Below are 19,329 nucleotides of genomic sequence, written 5' to 3'. Positions count from 1 at the left end.
ATCATTCCTCGAATGCCCAGACACGCACACGCCGCTGCCCGCGGAGCGCGTTGCACACCACGTTGGAGAAATTCTCCCCATCCCCCAGCTTCAATCGGAAGCGCGTTGGCCGCTCCGCCCTCGAGAGCGCCGCGGCGGCGCGCTCGGTCACGATCGCCAGACGCTCCGCCTCTGGAGTCCCCGCCACCAGCCGCTGCTCCCGCGTGTCGGGGCGCAATCGTAGCAGGCCGAGCAACACCGCCAACGTCTCCGTATAGAGATCCGCACCCACCCGCTCGGCATGCCACTCGTCGGCGATCCGCGTGAGCAGCGCCTCACAGGACGTCGCCAGGCGCGAGGTGTCCTCGGCGGACAGCTCCGACACGGCGGACGGGGTCGACCAGAAGCCAGTGGCCAGGGCCCAGAGCGGCAGCTTGAGCGACTGGGGCCGCACCCTGTCACCCCATTCGAGCTGCGCCCCGAGCCACCGCAGGGCCTCCGCGACCACGGGCCTGTTGCTCGAAGAGAGCTGCCGGCCGACAGCCTCGACGAGGCGCTGCGCTCCGGGCTCCTGGCGGGCGCGCTTGAGGAGTTCGGGGAGCACCGCCGCGGGTGCATCCCCCCGCAGGAGCCCGAGCGTCACGAGCGCCGCGCTCCGCAGCTTGTCGAGCTCCGTCCCGACCTGCTTGTCCGACCACAGCGAGGACTTCGTCAGGGGCTGGCTCTTCTTGGAGCCGCGAGCGGGCTCCTCCGGAAGGCCACCGAATTCCAGCAGCAGGGGCAGCAGCTCCAGGAGCGTGGACGTGACGCACACGGGAGGGCCTGGGAGCCGCGAGCCACACCACAGGCCCTTCATCCCCGACTCCACGTCCGAGAGGCACTTGAGCACCTCCTTCACGCCCTCGAGGAATGTAGCCCGCTTCTTGGGGTCCTTCACGTCCGCGATCACATTCCCCCGGAAGAGCTTCACGCTCCGCTCGCGCAACCTCCCCACGGCCTCGACGAGCCGACCCACGTCGGGATCGGACTCGTCCCAGGGGAGCCCCTCTGGGACTTCCGGCGCCAGGTCGCAGATGTCCTCACGTGCATCACGAGTGCCCGCCTCCCAGCGGAACTCGAGCGCCGTGAAGGGGGCGGACTCGACGGGGAGCACGTGGACCCTGAAGGCATCCTGCGCGTAGTGGAAGTCCACCGAGAGCCGGACCTTCACCGGCTGCGTCAGCGGAAAGGACTCGTGCTCGAGGGCGGCGACGAACCCGGCGGTGGCCCGGTCCGAGCCGCGATCCCGCGACAGTGGGAAGAAGATGCGGCGCTCGCCGGAGGGAAGCACGAGCTGCTGGGAGATGGTCACCGCGACACGCTCGCCCGGACGAACCGTGCGATTCCCGTCGAGCAGGTCAATCCACTCGGGCCCCCGCTCGGTGTCAATCTCCAGCCGGAGGGGCGGGAGCGTGTCACTCCAGGTGGGCACACCGCGAGCACGCCGCGTCAGGGCCTCCCGGGCTCCTCGTGCGAGCGCCCCCGCTCCGCCCTCGAGCACCTCGACATGCTTCGGTGCGTAGTAGCGGGTCAGCTCGGCGCGCGCGCCGTCTCGGAGGGCAGCCTGGTCGAAAGGCGCTCCCGCGAGGAGGAACGTGAAAGGCCGTCCATTCACCTGGGCCCGGAGCCGCTCCCCGCCCCCGCTCCGCTCGAACGCATCCAGCCAGCGGCGGAAGGCGTCCAGCCAGATAGGCACGGCCGCGGCCGGCTCGACGTGGTGACGCTCGAGACGCAGCCAGCCACGTCCCTCCTCGCCGAGGGGAACGAGCACCGGCCGCCCCGCCGGATCCTCCAGGAGGGCCGAGAGCAACCCACCCTCGACCAGGCGCTCGGCGCTCCTCCGCAGCAGGGGATCCTCCAGGGAGCCTCCCGAGGCCCGGACAACGGCCTCTCGCGCCAGCATCCGCTCCCAGGCCAACGCGGAGACGCCGTGAGCCTCATCGAGCGCCTCAAATGGGAGCGCACGCTGCCAGACGAAGGGCTCCTCGGCCTTGTCAGCCTCCTTGTCGCGCAGCAGCTCGAGGTACGTCACCGTGAGCCCTGGCGCCTGGGAGTTCAGCACGATCACCGGCTCCGACTTGTCGACGGGAGGAGAGCCCCGCCCCCGACGCCACTCGAGCGCCATCGCGACCGAGGAAGGAACGAAGAGCGCGCCGAGCTGGCTCGCGGGGAGCGCCTCGCGCAGCAGGCTCAACCCGAGCTCGTCGGTGCCGTCCGGAACCGCGATGGCCAGGGAGCCCCCCACGCCCGGGCCGTTTCCCGCCTCGAGCGCCGCACGGAACAGAGTCGACATCACCGTCCTGGCCTGCTCCTGCAGAGCGGGCTCCGTCCCCACGCGGGTGAGACGCGCGAGCACCTCCGGTCCCCCGAGGCTCGGCGCCGCGCCCAGCAGCGAGAGGCCCTCGCTCCCAACGAACCATCGCCCATCCGAGCGCTGGCGACCGACGAGCGACAGTCCCCTGTGCGAGGAGGCGTCCAGCCCGGACGCCACCTGGAGCGTGGGCGTGGAAACGTCCCACCCTACCCACCGGGCCCCCTCCCGCCTGGGCATTCCCTCACGCGGCAGGAGGAGGACAGCGGAGGCATCCGCCTCGGGTCCCAACCAGCGCTCCGAGAGCACCCGGCCCACGCTCCGCAACCCCTCGGCATCCGCGAGGAACTCGAGCGACTCCTCGTGGCCCTCGGCCCGAAGGAGGACCCGCCCGGGGAGCCCCCGCCCCGGGAGAGGCTCCGCGTCCTCTTGAAAGGTGGCGGAGAGCGTGAAGGCCCGGACGTCGACCTGCTCCAGAATGGCCTCCCCGGCGAAGAGGCGCTGTTCGAGGTGCCAGCCCTCCGCGCTCCGGGCTTCGAACAGGAGAAGTCCCACCCGCCCCGCGGACGGCGCGGCCAGCAGCGGCGTCTTCGGGATGCTCAGCCCGAAGCCCGACCCGGGCAGCCCCTCCAGCTCGGCCCCAACGAGCACGTTCTCGAGGACGACATCCTTGCGCCCGGCCATCGTCGCGAGCACCAGAGCCCCCAGCGCCGCCGAGAGTCGCGCGTCCTGCTGCCGTAGGATCCGCGCGGCCTGCGCGTCCCGGGAGCCCTGCCAGCGGAAGGCACGCCAGGCCCGGGAATAGTCCGGGTCTCCCAGGAGCACGTTGTTGGGCTCGGGACGGAGGCTCGGCACCACACCGGCCAGCGGCGAGGCCTCCAACTCCCGACGCACCAGCCGGCGCAGCCGCCGCAGTTCCTCCTCGAGGGCTGGCACCAACAGGTCGAACTCCTTCTGGTGACAGGCCTCGAGCCGCTTCCGGACGAGCCGGTCGAGCCCCAGGAGCACCCGCTGCACGAGGCGATTCTCGGGGGTGTCGTGGTTGCGCTCCCGGACGACGCCGAGCACCTGACGGGCCGACACGCTCTTCTCCTGCAACGTGACGCCCGGCTGGCGCGCCAGCCAGGTGAGGCACTTCACGTCCTGCTGGCGAACCTTCTCGGGCTGGAGCCGGACTCGCGTCCGTTGAGGACGCCAGCGGGGCGAGGCCACGATGCGCTCAAGCGCCTCCACCGCGAGGCCCACCATCCGAGCCAGCCCGTCGCGAGGCAGGGGCCAGCGCCCCTCACGCGTGTCTTCCCGAAGGCGGGCGAGGGCCTGGAGCAACGGCGTCGCCAACGGCCGACCCGTCGAGACATCCAGCTCGGCCGCGGTGGCGATGACGTGCTCGGCCAGGACGAGCGCGGCCCACCGGGCCCCGAGCGCATCCGCTCCGCCCCTCCTCACCTCGGAGGCACGTCGCTCCAGTTCGTCCGGGTCGGGCTCGCCGACTCCCGGCGACGTGGCGGCGGTGCTCAAGCATCCCCCTTCCCGTCGAGGTAGGAGGAGCTGGACCAGATGAAGGCCCCCTGCGAGCGCTCGCGAGACTGCTCGAAGTCGCGGCGCAGCGCGGGAGCCTGCTCCTGGAGCACCGAGGAGATGGCGTCGAGGCACTCGCCTCCCGCCTGGCTGTCCAGCTCGATGCCCCGGAGCTTGGGCATGATCTTCTGGGCGAGCTGATCCTCCAGCGCCGTCGTCCAGGCCTGCTCGGAGGTGAGGTCCCCAGGATAGTTCACCACGTAGCTCTCGACAGCCTGGAGCACGCGGTGACCGATGGCGCGGTTCACGAGTGCAAGCGCCTCGTTCACCTGCTCGAGCGTCCGGGTGATGGCCTCCCGCGCCTCGTCCGGCAGCTTCGCGGGCTCTCGAATCCACCCACTCCACGTGTCGTGCGACAGCACCTCGTTCCGCGGCGTCAGGGTCTGCAAGAACTCGCGGCGCTTCAGGCGGCGGGGCCGCGGGAAGGACAGCACGTTGCCGCGATCGAGCACCATGTCCGAGAGGCTGTACGTGCTCTCATCCTCGTTCATGGTGCCGACGAAGAGCACGTTCTGCCCGAGCGGGAGCTTGAGTGGATTGACCCCCGCCCCGAGGTCCACCTGCAAGCACCTCTCATCTTCCGTCCCCGCTCCGCGGCGTGACTCCAGCCGACTCAACAGCTCGCTGAAGTAGAGCTCGAACCGGGCGCGGTTCATCTCATCGAGCAGCACGAGGAGCATGCCATCGTTGAACCCCTCCGTTGGCGGCTGCTGGCTCTGGTAGAGCGCACGCACGAGGTCCGTCGCCCGGAAGCGCCCATCCATGTAGTTGAAGAAGCCGAAGAGATCCTGGGGGCTGTCCCAGTTGGGCTGGACGGGAACGGAGAGGAAGCGGATTCCCCCGCAGTGCGCGTAGAGCCGGGGGAGCTCGGACTTACCAGTGCCGCTCACGCCGGCGAGCGCGGTCAGCGGGGCCCACGAGGCAATCTTCAGCGAGGTGTGGAAGGCCTCCAGGAGACGGCGGGGGAACTTGAACCCCGTCCTCTCGATTCGCTCCGCCACGTCAGCGAGCCAGCGCTGCTCCTCGCGCTGCTCCACCATCGGGCGGCGGCGGGGAGCCTCCCAGTGCGACTGGATGGGCTCGAGCCGCTTTTTCTTGTCGACCGTCCGTTCCTCCAGCTGCTTGCGCTGCTCAATGAGGGCGTCCAGCTCCGCCTTCTCACGCTGGCGGCGCTCCTCGAAGCCCTGAAGCGCGACCTTGTTCTCCTCCTCCAGGGCGGCCTTCCTCGCCCGGAGCCCCTCAAGCTGGGGGGTCAGCTGGGCCAGATGCTGCTCCGTCGCCCGGGCCCGCTGGTCGAGCGCCTCCATCTCCCGACGTGCCTGTTCCACCTCCGCCTCCAGCTGCGCCTTCTCGGAGAGGAACGCCACACGCGCCTGTTGGGCGGCTTCCAGCTCGGACTCGAGTCGCTGTTTGATCTGCTTCACGCTCGCGAGCTGCGCGTTGGCATCTCCCAGGGAGCGCTTCAGCTCCGCCACCTGGGCGTCGTTCTCCGCCGCCACCCGCCTCCGGACCGTCTCCTCGGTCGTCCTCTCCGCCAGGTCGAGCTCACGCTGGCGCTCCTGCTTCCAGGTGTCGAACTGTTTGCGCTCCTCGAGCCGGTTGGCGAACGCGGCCTGCTCCGCCTCCTTCAGGCGCCGGTGCCACGCCTCCAGCTCCGCCCGCTTCTCCTGGAGGCTCTCCAGCTGCTTGCCACAGCGCTCACGCTCGACCTCCACGCTGGTCTCAAGCTCCTGGATGCGCTTCTCCTTGTCGGCCTTGTCGGCCTCCAGTGCCAGCAGGCGCTTGACCTGCTCGTCTTGCGTCCGCTTGTGCTCCGCGAGCCGCTTGTCCCTGCTCTCGAGGGCCTGCTCCCGCCTGCCCAACTGGGCCAGCAGCTCCTCCTTGTCCGCCAGGAGCTGGTCGACCTGCTTGGTCAGCGCCGCGTTCTGGGTGCGCAGGGTCGCGTCCAGCCGGATGGCCTGCTGGCCCCGCTCGTAGGCCAGACGCACGGGCTCGATCTCGTCGAGCTGCTTGCGCAGCGCATCACGCTCGACCCGGACCTCCTCCGCATTGCCAATCCGAGCCTCGCGGGCATCCAGGGACTTGCGCCTCGCCTCCAGCTCTTCCTGAGAGAGGTGGCCCTGGCTCGACTGCAGCCGTTTCAGCTCGAGGACCCGCTCCTCCCGTTCCTTCCTCAACTCCAGGCGCTCCTTCTCGAGTTCGTGGATCTGCCCACGCAGCACCGCGATCCGCTGGTTCTGCTCCTCGATCGTCCCCGGCTTGTAGTCCCGGATGAGCTTGCGCCGCTCCTCCATGGTCATCTGGAGCTCATCGGACTGGGCGCTCAGCTCCTGGAGGGCCTTGTCCACCCGGGTGGTCGCACGGACGATCTCCGCCAGGATTTCCTGCTGCGACCGCTCCAGCTTGCGCCGGGACTCCTCGCGCTCCTCCTCGAGCTGAGCCTCCGCCCCCCGCTTGATTCCGGTCACCGCGCGCTCGAGCGTGCTCTGGAACACCTCTCCCTCGGCCATGCCGGCCAGCTGCTTCGAGAGCTCCTGGAGCCGGGTCGCGATCTCCTCCTGCCGCTTCGCAGAGGAGGAGGCGCCGCGCTTCTGGTCGTCGACCGCCCGGTAGATGGCCTCGACCCGCGCGCTCAGCTCTCGCAGGGCCTTATCCGACTCGCGTGAGACGGACTCGATGCGCTCACGCAGACCTGCCGCCTCCGTTAGAGCCGCGCTCTCGCGCGCGTCAGACTTCCCCTCAGAACCCGTCTCGACAGTCATCCACTTCTCCCCCGGGCAGGAATGAACCCACCGATACGTGTTGGAAGATATCGCGGCAGCTCGCCCCGTCACACCTGCACCCATGATGCCAGAGCGTTCGAGCAGGGGAGGACGGGGCTTCCCCTCGTGGATGGGCGAAGCAACCCTCGCCAGATGGCGAGCACTTCTCGCCATCTGGCGAGTCCAATCCCCTCCACGTCCCAGGGAATGGCCCCTGGCGAGCTTGTTGCTAGAGTCGACGGTGGGGGTCCGAGCATGGATACGACGTCTCGATGGACCCTGCGCGTGACGAACACGACGCAGGGAAGGCAGTTCACCCTGGATGGTGAGGGCACGCCTCACACGCTCACGGGGAGGATGGGGAGCTCGCTCGAGGCCAGGCTCGACCTGCTTCGCCAGCAGCTGGGGCCCCAGCTCGCGGCCCGGCGAGCCGAGGGGAAGCGGCTTCAGCTCGTGGTGCCCGACGAGTCGCTCCAGCTCGCGCTGGCCCTGGCCTCCATCGCACCAGGCGGCTGGGATGACGTCACGCTCGCCTCCCAGGTGAAATGCACGGATGAGCGGGGCCCTGTATCAGTCCCTGGAAAAGAGACGAAGGCCCCGGCTCCCCCGCGCGAGCCGCCGCCCCCCACCTATGAGAGGGCGCTCTACGAGCTCCAACGCGCGGCCAGCTGGTATGGCCGGCAGGCGCAAAAGACCCAGGAAGCGCAGGCCCTGGTCCTGAGCTTCCCCGAAGCGCGGGCCGATGACGGTGCGGCCGCTCAGCGAGCCATCCGCCAGGGAGAGCAGCTCTCCGAGGAGTTGGACAAGCTGAACGTCCTGGCCAGGAAGTACGGCGCGGAGGCCCCGGAGACCCGGGTGGCCCTCGAGCAGGCCGTGCGGCGGGTTACCTGGTGGACGGGCTTCCGTAAGAAAGCGCTCAGCACGCTCCAACAGGCGGATGCCGCGCGCGCGCGCCGGTTGGCCCAGAGGGTGGGCGGCCCCGCCTCCACCGTCCGGCCGGGCGCCATCGACCACCGCATCCACCTGCTGCGGCCCTCCTCCCGCTGGACGCTTCTCATCGACGAGGCGGGCGCCATCCCCGAGGATGGCTCCGCCCCCACCTCCTTGCCCCGAGGCCGCTTCGTGGGCCTGCTCGTCCCGGAGCCCACCCCTCTTCCCCCGCTGAAGCCGGGCTGGCACGCCGTGGCTCAACGGGACCCCAGGGCCATCGACGCGGTGGTGCAGGACGTCCTCGATGCGCCCGTGGGCGTGCTCGGACTCGAGTTGGACGCGCTCCCGCCCTCACGCGGCGACCGCTGGGTCACCGGTGTCCTGGACCTCATCCACTGGGTCTGCCGCCTCCTCCCCTTGGAGGGAGCGGCCCACCTCACCGTACTCATCGAGCAGCGGGGCGAGTACGTGGCGGATACGAGCTGGAAGGCCACGGCCACCGAGCTGCTCCGGCATCTCACCGAGCAGGAGCCGGATCGTTTCCGGCAGCTCTCCCTCGACCTGCGTCTCATCAGGAAGAGCGACTCGGTGCTCAACGGCTACGTGGATGCCCTCGCCTTCACCTGGGCTAGCACGAGTGGGGCGAGCGTAGCCCGGCTGAAGCAGAGCGGGCTGCGCGAGGGCTGCCTGCACTCGGCACAGGCTCGGGTCCTTCGAGAGAGCTGGGAGGCGAGCAGCGGCGGCAAGCGGCTCTCGGGTGAGCAGTGGCGGGCCCTCGTCCAGCAGCCGGACGCGGAGGTGTCGGGCTCCATCCCCTACCTCCTCCTGTCCCGGGTGCGGGAGAGCTGTCTCCAGTCCCCCCTTTACTGGCAGGCGCTCCTCGACTCGGTGCGGGCCCACCTCGACAGCAAGGCTGTCCGGCTGCGCGAGCTGGGCCGGGAGGTGGCCTTCCTCGCCTCCTGCATGCCCCAGGGCCACAGCCTCAAGCCCCTGTTGCGTCTGGCCTGGCTCACGGCACGGCTGGAGCGGGCCAACCATGCCGGCGAGGTGGACAACGCCCTGGAGCAGGAGCTCGAGGCGCTCGGGAGCCGGCTTCGGGACGAAGCCCCCGTGCTGGTGTGTCAGGCCGATCTGGATCGCGCCGTGCTCGCGACGAATCGGTTCGACTTCAGGGCGGCGACCCGGGCGCTGGCCCGCTGGACGGACGTCGCCCCCGCCGTACCGGGGCTCCAGCACTACGGACGAATCCAGAGCTCGCTCGGGCAACATGCCGCCTTCACCGGCCTGTACGCCGAAGCCGAGCAGTTGTTCCTCTCCGCGCTCCAGGCCTTCTCCCTGCTGTCGGACGAGGACGTCGCGCGGGCCGAGCAGCGCCACACGGCCACATATCTTGCCATCGCGACCCTGGACACGCCCGGCGCTTCGCCCGAGCGAATCCGCGAGCGCGTCTCGGCCATCGTCCCCCTCTCCACGGACTCCATCCGGAGGGTGGCACACAGCTCCGCGGTGAGCGAGAAGTTCGCTCACCACCTCCTGCTGCGCTTCCTCGTCTCGCATGGCACCCCGGAGGAGCGGCGGGCCTACCTGGACGAGCGAGAGGGCTGGCGGACGGGAGAAGGGCACCCGTGGCCGCTCATCGAGCTCTACCGGGGGCTCCTGCACCACCAGGCAGGAGAAATCCCGGAGTCCGAGACCCGCCTCCTGAGCGGGGTGGAGCTTGCACTGGCTGGAGAGCAAGGGCCGACCCTTTCCTTCATCGGATTGACCATCGGTCTGGTCGGCACGCAGCTCGGCCTGGCGATCCACTGGCCTCGCCCCGAGGTGGAGGCCCTGCGACGCGCACTCCCCCAGGCGCCTTGGAGCACGGTCACTGCGGCGCTGGAAGGTCGGTGGGAACGAGGCCCCCTGGCCCTTCTCGAGAGCTGCCTTCCCTTCAACTTCCGTTGAGCAGGAGAGGATGGATGCAACCCGCCCCACCCCCCATTCACCGACGCATCCTGCTCCAGCTCGCTGGCTCCCAGCGCAACGCGCGCGGTCGCAAGCACCGCCCCGGCTTGGAGCTGGCGCTCCGTGACGTCGATGGCCGGGGTCTCTTCGATGACGTGGTGGTCCTCTACAAGGCGGATGACAGCGCCGTGGAGCGCGTGGCTCGAGAGCTGGTCGAGGACATCCAACAGGAGAGGCCTCGCTCGCGCGGTAAACCGCTCGCCCTGGGCAGGGGAAGCGCGTGGACGGACCCCTCGCGCAGAAGCGAAGCCCGAGAGCCCATCCGACGCTTCCTCGAGACGTTTCTGCGCCAGTTCGGCTCCCGGCTGGCAACCACTGAGTTCGTCGTCTCGACCGTAACGGGCCCCCCAGCACAATGGACTCTTCTCATCGAGGAGCTTGAGCAGGAGGGCGTGATGGCCTCGCTGGTACGAGAGGGCGCGGATGGACGCTTCATCGTCCAGCGGCTCCAGGCCCCGGCGGGACCGGCCCAGGGTCAGCACCCCGAGCAGCAGTTCCGCTTGCTGGGCCACTCGCCTTTCGCCTGGAACGTCCTGCTCACCGGGCCCACGGGCGTAGGCAAGTCACACGCCGCGCGGAGACTCCACGCGAGCTGGGCGAAACACCTGGAGCGGCAGGGCGAGTTCCGGCCCATCAATTGTGCGGGCATTCCCGCGGACCTCCTGGAGGCGGAGCTCTTCGGCCACGAGAAGGGCTCCTTCACGGGTGCCACCCACACCCGGGAGGGACTCTTCCGCTCCGCGCACCGGGGGACCGTCTTTCTCGATGAAGTCGGAGAGTTGCCGTTGGCGCTGCAAGCCAAACTGCTCACCGCTCTCGAGCTTCGGAACGAGGGGGGACTCTGGGTCCGCCACATCCGCCCCGTGGGCGGAGAAAAGGAGCACCCGGTGGATGTCCGCGTGGTGCTCGGCACCCACCGCAACCTGTGGGAGGACGCAGCTGCGGGGCGCTTCAGGCTTGATCTGCTCGGCAGAATCTCCACCCATGCCGTGGCCCTCCCCGCCCTGACCGGCTCACGGCACCGGATACTCGGAGCGTACCTGGATCGCCTGGAGTTGATGGAGCAACACGTCGCCCACCGCGCTGGGGGAACGGTGCGTTTCATCCTCCACCGGGACGCCATCGAGGCACTCCAACACTTCGCGTTCTCATCGGAGAGCCAATGGACCTGGAACTTCCGAGACGTGGAGCAGTCCACCGAGCGGCTCGCGCTTCTGGCCTGGTCGCACCGGCGTGGGAAGACGAGACGCGTGGGCATCGGCACCGATATCGTAGCGCAGGAGACCCATTTCCTCCAGGAGCGCTGGGGCACCATACCTCCCGGCAAGCCAGCCGAACGGAGCACCTGGGCGGACCTGGAAGAGGCGATGCAGGCTGGTGCGGTGGAGTCTCTGTCGGAGCTGGAGCGATGGGAGGCCCGATGGCTCCTCCAGGCCAGGCGCGCCACCCGGAACCACGCGGAGGCCTGGCGCTGGATACGTGAACGCAATCTCCTGCCCTTCCAGGGAGAGCGGGAGAAGGGCAACCCCACGGATTCCTTCAAAAAACGCTGGACCCGGTATGCGGAGTACTGGAAGGAGACACTTCGTTGAGAACCTGGCTCTGCTGCTCGGCCTTCTCCTCCGTGGCTGCGCGGGGACCCAGCCCGCGCGCTTGGCGTCGGAGCCTCGCACCGGGCCGCTCGCCCGACTTGAGTTCCAGCCCTACCGCACCCGGCTGCGCACCAGCCCCAAGCAGGAGTTGCCCATCGTTGGCCGAAATCTGGGGCTTCGCCGACTTGATATCCTCCCGCGCTCCAAGCCATGGCGAACAAGAAGACAGAGGGTGACATTTCTCGGACCCAGGAGCCCGGTGAGTGCATCCGAGAGAAGACCATCGGCGAGATCCGCACCTTCATCGCCGAGTTGGGGAACGGGACGACGCAATACCGCACCGTCCACAGCCTCACCGAGCAGATCGAGCATCAGTACCACTCTCGCTTCATCATCGAGCTGCTGCAGAACGCACACGATGCCCTGTTTGCGGCGCCAGACGTAGGCAAAGGACGTATCGAGGTAGCACTGGTGACGGAGCCCTCGGGCGCGGCATCGCTCTATGTCGCCAACGACGGGCGGCCTTTCCACTACGACAACTTCCTCGCGCTCACCCGCCTCGGGCAGAGCAACAAGGATCCGACCCAGTCCATCGGTCACAAGGGGCTCGGGTTCCGCAGCGTGCTGGAAGTGTGCGATGCGCCGGAGATCTACTCACGCGCACCGGACGCCCCGGATCTCGGCTCCGGGGCGACACGGTTCGACGGTTACTGTTTCCGTTTCACGCCAGACATCATCATCGCCATCGGCGAGGCGGCGCTCGAGTTGCAGAAAGGGGGCAACGAGGCGCACGTCAGGTTGGATGGCGTTGTGCTCTCAACCGGGTCTGTGGAGGCGGAGCGCTATCGAGATCGGCTTGGTGCGACCGGAACGGATCCCATGAGGGAGGCGCGGCTGCTGTCGGCGTACCTGCTGCCACTGCCAGCAACCGCGCCCGACCCCCATGTCGACACCTACGCGTCCCGCGGTTTCAGCACGGTGGTACGGCTCCGACTCCGCGACAAGGCCTCCCACCAAAAGACGCTCGAGCGACTCGCGGAGATCGACGAAGAGACCTTCCTCTTCCTGCACGCGCTCTCGCACCTCGAGCTGCACGTCGAGAGCGGGAAGTCCCGCAGCTATCGCAAGTCCACGGTAGCAGCATCGCCCGGGAGCGTCGAACGCAGAGTTCGTGTCACTCAGGATGGCGTCGAGGGGGAAGCCGTGTTCCGGCTCTGGGAGCGGACCGCAGGCGGCGCGAATGAAGTCGAAACAGCGGAGCTTCAGGCCGCCGTGCAGAAGCTTCCGGATAGCTGGAAGAAGCTACGCGAGGCTTCTCTCGCTGTTGCCGTGCGCTGCGACCGCCCCGCGAAAGGGCTGTACTTCATCCACCTTCCGACGAAGCGTTCCACGGGAGTTGCCGCACACCTGCATGCACCCTTCTACGGAGACCTCAGCCGCAAGGACATCGACTGGGAGAACCCTCTCAATGAACTGCTGCGCCGCTATGTGCTCGGGTGGATCGGCGAACTCGTGCACCAGTACCTTGCTGGAGGAGAGGTCGAGGATGCGCTCGCGATCGTCGACCTGTTAGCGCCGCTACAAGGAAGCAGCAGCGCGGCGGAGAGCATCCTCCCGGGTCTCAAGAACGTCGAGTTGCTGCTCACGGACAAGGGCTGGAAGACGCCCCAGCAAGCAAGGCTGATCCCCCGGCTCGCAGGCATGAGACTCCTGGGAGCGGACCAACTTCGGCACCATGCCTCTTTCGCCGCCATCCACCAAGCGCTCGAGTCGCGTCGAACGGCTCTCACCCACCTGTTCCGCCAGCTTCAACTCGAGGAGAGACCCACCCATCACGAGTTCGCAGTCACCCTGCAGGGCGTGGCACGTGCCCTCCACGCCCGCACTCAGCAGGAGCCCACGGAGGATGGAGCGGAGTGGGTGACGTTCTGGCTCGAAACCGAGCAACTCATTCCTCGCACGCATGCGCGGGTGCTGCGCGATCAGTGCGTGCTGCTCTCCCGGGACGGTGAGTTGTTGGCGAGCTCCGCGTCGAAGATCTTCTTCCAACCGGGTAGAGGCGAAGAGGATGATTCCACTGCGGCAGAGGGAATGAGCCGGATCGAGGTGCCCCGCTCGCTCAAGGGCCGCATTGCGTTCCTCTCGGACCGTATTCCGCTCCTCCAGGTAGCCTCGAGTGGCAGGCGAGAGAAGACAGCCGTCCGCCGGTATCTCGGAGAGACACTGGTCGACGAGTACAGCGCTCAGCCCATTCTACGCAATGTCGTCATCCCCTCATTGCCGAGCGGAAGGATCACCGAGGGCACACAGGAGGCGGTTCGCTGCAGGGAGGCGCTCGACTTCGCGCTGCGCATCATCCGGGGCTCGCGCGAGCACGCCTCGCTGATACCACTGTTGGGTCAGCTGCTGGTGCCCTGCCGCGGGGGATGGTTCGTCGCATCGGACGCGGCATTTGGACCAGGATGGGCGCACCGCGGAGGAGAGGCGCTTCTAGCTTTGCTCGATGAAGCCAACACCGAAGAGGCTGCCCACGAGCGGGACCGGCTGCTGCTGCCACCGGATGATCCGAGCTGGTCAGGACACGGAACAGTCCTGGCAACATGGCTGGAGCAGGCAGGCACCACCCGCGGGCTGAGACTGCGTCCATTCACAGACTGGGTCCCCTTCTGCTGGTTCGCCCAAGGCAGGGTCTCGGAGTTCCCGGAGCAGGCACCTCGCGGGGTATTTCCTAAACAGTGGCGAGCCTACCTCCAGCGGTGCCGTCAGACCATCACTTCGACCTTCTGGGGCAACTTCACGTATGAATGGGAGGGACAACAGCGTATCGCCGCGCTCGATGGTTTCGACGCGCTCTCTCCGGCGGGACGGGCCGCTCTGACGCAGGTTCTTCTGCACTCGCTCTCATGCTGGCCGTCTGGGTGGAGCACCACCACTCTTCGAAAGCTCGGGGGACGGCCCGATACCATTTCGCCGCTCTCGTTCCTCGGGCACGCGCTCGAAGAGCTGGAGTGGATATGGGTTGACGAAGAGGCAAAGGGGGCGCGCCCCCGCGATCGATGGTTCGTGCAGCAGGCCGTCGATCGCCGTCAGGCACGACAGTTCGAGCACCTGCGGCCAGCGCCGCTCTCCGTCGTGCGCACCGCCATTACGATGAACCCATCGCCCGTGGAACAGCTCGTCGCGCTCGGAATGCCGCGACTCGACTTCGAGCAGGTCTCGTCCAGCCCCCGGCTCCTTGACGACTTGGCCTCGAGCGCGGCCGAGCAGCGGTTCGATCCCGTGCACCGATCGGTGTTCCTGGCTCAGGCGCGCGATGCGTGGGCGGCCTTCGAGCCCGCGAGTCCGCCACAGTTCCCACGCCGGTTCATCGTCATGCGTGGCAGTCAAGGGCCTCTGGCAATGGAGCCAACGCCGGAAGACCCGCTGTACGTCCCGGACATCGCGGCGCGTGGGCTTGAGCGGACCCTTTCAGCGAAGCTACCGCTCCTGCAGATCGCGCCGAAGGTGGCCACCCTCCTGCGACCGACGCTGCAGCAGGTGCTCGGCGACCGCGTGCGCGCTCTGTCGAGCCTGCAGCTTGAGCCCATGCGAGGTGACGTCGCATGGACGCCTTCCTCGACCAACGAGCGGCTGGATAAGAGTTCGCTGAGCTGGCTGGCGCCGTTCGCGCTGACGGTGTCCGCTTTTGCTGGGGAGCAGTACGGAACCCAGACGAAGCAGTTCGCTCAAGCTCAGGCCCTGTTGCGTGCAATACGGATCGAGCCAGTCGAGGGGCTGGCGGTGCGCGTGAAGGGGCTCGGGGACGGGGGCGCCGAACCGGGGCAGGCACTGTGGCATGCCGAGTCCAGGACGCTCCTCTACGATCCAACATCGAAGGAGTGGCTCGAGGCGATGGCCAGCCCCCTTCAGCAGGTCCTCGACAGGTATGACCTGGTCTCTCATCTCCGCCTCGCGCTGACCCGCCTTGGGAATACGCGCGAGCCCGATATGGAGACCCAGCACCGCGCGCTGGCCTCAGTCGGCATCACGAACGAGCAGCACGAGGAGGTCCGGCAGCGGTGGTTCAATAACCTTCAGTGGGTCGTCGAGCGGCTGCGACCAGTGATGAAGCTGCTCCATCCCAACTTCCACGTCGGCCAGCTGGCAACGCTCGGCTCCATCGATGATGTGCTGGCCTACATCAGCCCCTGGGTGGAGCCGGAGCTCGACGCCGCATGGCTCGTCGCGCAGGCCCGAGAGAGTGACGATCGCGCGATGGGTCTGGCACTCTGGGGGCGGCTAGGCGGCCGGGCGGAGTTGCTGGCCTGGAACGCGGCGTTGCGCGCGTCCGGCCCCGAGTACAGGGAACTCGATAATCCTGAGTGGCGCGCTCAGCTTCGCACCCACCGCGCGGCCACGCTGATCCCGCTGCTCTCGATTGCACGCTGGCTCGCCGCGAAACAGAACCAGCCAGGCGACTACGTGCGCGTCGTCGGAGCGCTTCAGAAGGATCCCGAAGCGACACACCTTGCACATACCTATTGGGAGGTGCCATTCCACGCGGCGCTCCGTGAACTTCGCGGCGCGTTCGGCGAACTCCCCGGTGCGGATGCAGCCCTCGCCCTCCTCGAGACAGCGACAGACATCAACATGCTCTGCGCCGCCATCGAACGTGAGCTGGAAGGCGCTGAGCCACGCCTTGATCCATCGAGCCTCCTACGTGACAACCTGGACCGGTGTGGACAGCTCCTGGGGCTAATCCAGAACTGCGCCGCCGCATGGCGGTTGAAGCGATCACAACCCATCGGACCCTGGGCACAAACCACGAACTTGCTGCTGACCCACGTGCGCCAGGGATTGATGCGCGGTGATGGATACCTGTCGCGCTTCGATGACGCCGAAGCGCTGCGTCGGCTTCGCGAATACATCGAGAGTGCGGTGCCAGATCCCTCATTCTGGTCCACCATTGAAGGCGGCACGAGCATCGCGGACGTGCGCACGCGCCTGGGCGTCACCGCCGAGGATGAGGCGACGGCGGCGGCGCCAATCACGAATGCCCAGCAGGAAGCGCAGCGTAGGGGACGCCTGGCGCGCGTGTGCGGCGGCGAATATGACCCTGATGCGCCAACACTGGGAGCGCAGCTCTGGGTGGATTTCTCGAAAAAGTTTTCCGATGCGGAGCTCGGCGCACTGACGTCCTCCCTGGAAGGTACGAATCTGGAGGTGCTCGAGCGTGGCGGAAAGAGACGGCAGACGAAGGGCAACGGAGGAGGCAGCGGAGGAAATCGCAAGGGCTCGCAGATGAGCGACGGCCAGAAGCGCATCGTGGGCCTCATCGGCGAGATCCTCGCGTTCCGCATCCTGCAGAAGCGCTTTGGAGAGACTGCAGTCGGCGCGAGCGCGTGGTGCTCGAAGAACAGCGCCTACGTCTTCACCGATAACGAGGGGGACGATAGCCTCGGCTACGACTTCCGGGTGGTGGACGGCCGCTGCACATGGCACATCGAGGTCAAGGCCTCACTGGACGCCAGCGAACAGTTCGAGCTGGGTTCATCTGAGGTGCGCGAAGCCCTCAAATTGGCCAACAAGCGCCGCCAGCGATACCGCATCCTGCACATTGGCAACCTCAACAGTGAACCCCGTGTACGATTTCTCCCGAACCCATACGATCAGGACCAGCGGGATCGATTCATCATTGATGAGGCTGGAATGAGGGTGCGGTACCGGGAAGTGAGGGATGAGGAGGATGGCGGTTGAAATCGGAGCTGGAGCAGCTGGGGTGTGGGTTGTACCAGCCCTCGATGCATTCGAAGATGGCCATCCGGCCCTCTGCCGGAGAGCGATCTCCGGGGCCGTCGCTTTTCTCCCCCACGTTTCCGCGACCTTCGACCTTCGGCGGGCACGACAACAGCGGAGGGCCTTCGCGCTGGACAGGTCGGCTTCTGGTTGACTGGCCAGCCCCTTTCTGGCGATTGGGGAGGACGCGGAGCGGCATCCCGGACTCTGGCACGAACGCGCCAGGCTGAGCCTGTCATGCACCGCCCTCGGGGTTCGATGCGCTGCGCTTCCACGCCGCGAGGGTCTCGTTCGCGTCGTCGACGCTCATCGTCTCCCGCGCAATGAGCCCGTGCTCGATCTCCGTCGGAAGGCACGGCTGGAACTTCGACACGCGCGATCGCTGGTCGGGGTCAACCAGGCGAGCACCATCGGCCCAGCCGAGCGGTGCGCGCGCGGCGAGCGCATCGATGGCCTGCCGAATCGCGACCATGCTCTCGGCGGCGCCGTCGACAAACGTGATGAAGGTGTTGCCCGGCGACACGCGCGCCCCGAGCTCCGCTTCGAGAAGTCCCGCGAGAACGCGGTTGCCTGCGCCACCGCCGAACGTCCACCACCGGCACCGACCGTCCGAGCCCTGCTCGAGCGGAAGCGGTGCATCATCGAGGAATGCATGCGAGGCGCGTTGAGCCTCGATGGCTGTGACCGCCCGCTTCGACCAGGAGGCATCGTGCTCCGAGCCATGCAGGACTCGTCGCATGGCCTGACAGAGCGAGCGCGCCAGGGTTACGGGCTGTCCATACCAACGTGGATAGCTACCCGCCTCCGCAGGCGCCACCGAGCAGGTCCCGCCCTTCCAGTCGACTCCGACGATTCGCCACGGCCGGCCCGCGAGCACGAAGTTCGGGCTCTGGCGCTCCTTGTCCTGCAAGAAAGCCGCATCCACGACGCCGACCTCCGTCTGGCCGTACATCACGCGGAGCACGCGCGGGGTCGAGAACACCGCGTAGAGTTCGAGGAAGTTGCGTGCGCCGTAGAGCCGCTCGCCCCGAGCGCCGAGAGCAAGGCGTGCATCCGCCTCGATCAGGATGTCGTTGTCCACCATGTGTCGAACGATCGCCTCGCGCTCTGACGCCGAAACCTCGCGGAACGCCGCGCAGCCTTCGAGCCAGCTCCACCAGGCATGCGCGGCGGCTCCGCGCTCCTGCATCGACAGCGCGATGGCCTGATGCGCCAGAACATGCGGCGACCACGACGACGGTCCTGCTGGTTCGACGTAGCCGTTCCTGAACAGGTCGATGATCGCAGCAGCGCGCAGCAGCGCGTCGTCATCGGTCGCGAGGAAGGTGCAGTTCGCCTTCGTCCCGGCACGCCGCCCCGTGCGCCCCATCCGTTGCAGGAAGGACGACACGCTGCTGGGCGCGTCGATCTGAATCACATGATCCAGATCGCCGACGTCGATGCCGAGCTCGAGCGCGGACGTCGCGACGATGACGCAGTTTGTGCCCTCCTCGAATGCCTTCTCGGCGGCCGTCCGCTCCGAGAGCGCGAGCGACGAGTGCGAGAGGTAGACATCCACGCCTCGCTGGGAGAGACGATGGCCAAGTTCCTCGACGCGCCGACGGCTATCAACGAAGACGAGCCGCCGCGTCCCCGGATACAGGCGATCGATGAGCAACGCGGCGTTATCGAGCGAGCCGACGAAGTCGAGCGCAAGCTCCGGCGGCTTCCGCCCGCCACCAGGGTCAACGATCCGTTGCGGTCTCAAGCTGCTGCCGCTGAGCCATGCAACAATGGCTTCAGGGTCGCCTACGGTCGCCGAGAGGCCGATGCGCTGGATGTCGGCCTCGGCGATTCGAGAGATGCGCTCCAAGAGCGCCACGAGGTGGGCACCACGATCGTCGCCCGCGAACGCGTGGACCTCGTCGATGACGACGGCTCGAACATGAGCAAGGAAGCGCCGTACCGGAGTGCGAGCGCTGAGCAGCATCGCCTCGAGTGACTCAGGCGTGATCGCCAACACGTCGGGCGGCTCGTCCACCTGGCGTCGGCGAGCGGGCTCCTTGACGTCGCCATGCCACTTGCCGGCACGCCTGCCGATGAGGCCGGTGAGACGATGAAGCCGCGCCTCCTGGTTGTTGAGCAGGGCGCGGATCGGCGCCACGTAGAGCACCGACACGCCGCGCCAGTCTTCGACATCCATCTTCGAGAGCAACGGCAAGAACGCTGCCTCGGTCTTGCCTCCCGCAGTAGGCGCAAGCACGACGCAGTTCGCGCCGTCGAGGATCGCTTCGGTCGAGAGCGATTGCACGGGACGCAGACCGCTCCACCCAAGGCCGTTCGCTATCTGGTAGCGAACAGCAGGGCTCAGGCGGTC

At 67.8% G+C, this 19,329-nt stretch carries 6 protein-coding genes; 3 read left to right on the top strand and 3 right to left on the bottom strand.

What is annotated here, in order from left to right; translation table 11 throughout:
- Window position 1: 1 nt before the first annotated feature.
- Together I3V78_RS19515 and I3V78_RS19510 are read right to left on the bottom strand one after the other, a co-directional pair.
- Window positions 2-3,847: a DUF2357 domain-containing protein gene (locus I3V78_RS19515; protein WP_204489973.1), complete on the bottom strand. Its 3,846-nt coding sequence runs from the start codon at window positions 3,845-3,847 to the stop codon at window positions 2-4.
- Window positions 3,844-6,669, bottom strand: a complete 2,826-nt coding sequence (locus tag I3V78_RS19510) for an AAA family ATPase (protein ID WP_204489972.1) — start codon at window positions 6,667-6,669, stop codon at window positions 3,844-3,846. The genes I3V78_RS19515 and I3V78_RS19510 overlap by 4 nt, the downstream gene beginning before the upstream one ends.
- Window positions 6,670-6,924: 255 nt before the next feature.
- Here I3V78_RS19510 and I3V78_RS19505 point away from each other — a divergent pair, with 255 nt between their 5' ends.
- From I3V78_RS19505 to I3V78_RS19495, 3 genes are all read left to right on the top strand, one after another.
- Window positions 6,925-9,546 carry a hypothetical protein gene (locus I3V78_RS19505; RefSeq protein WP_204489971.1) on the top strand — a complete coding sequence of 874 codons (2,622 nt, stop codon included), beginning with the start codon at window positions 6,925-6,927 and terminating at the stop codon, window positions 9,544-9,546.
- Between the two features lie 14 nt (window positions 9,547-9,560).
- Complete coding sequence (locus I3V78_RS19500) at window positions 9,561-11,198, top strand: sigma 54-interacting transcriptional regulator (protein WP_204489970.1); 1,638 nt, start codon at window positions 9,561-9,563, stop codon at window positions 11,196-11,198.
- Between the two features lie 210 nt (window positions 11,199-11,408).
- Window positions 11,409-16,934, top strand: coding sequence for a protein NO VEIN domain-containing protein (locus I3V78_RS19495; RefSeq protein WP_204489969.1), 5,526 nt, complete (start codon window positions 11,409-11,411; stop codon window positions 16,932-16,934).
- A 274-nt stretch (window positions 16,935-17,208) separates the two neighbouring features.
- On the opposite strand, the gene I3V78_RS19490 is transcribed toward I3V78_RS19495, so the two are convergent.
- Window positions 17,209-19,263: a DEAD/DEAH box helicase gene (locus I3V78_RS19490; protein WP_204489968.1), complete on the bottom strand. Its 2,055-nt coding sequence runs from the start codon at window positions 19,261-19,263 to the stop codon at window positions 17,209-17,211.
- Between the last annotated feature and the right edge of the window lie 66 nt (window positions 19,264-19,329).

It is taken from the genome of Archangium primigenium, assembly GCF_016904885.1.
Lineage (GTDB): Bacteria > Myxococcota > Myxococcia > Myxococcales > Myxococcaceae > Cystobacter > Cystobacter primigenius.
The sequence above is the reverse complement of the archived record's forward strand: the minus strand, read 5'-3'. Positions and strand labels throughout refer to the sequence as shown.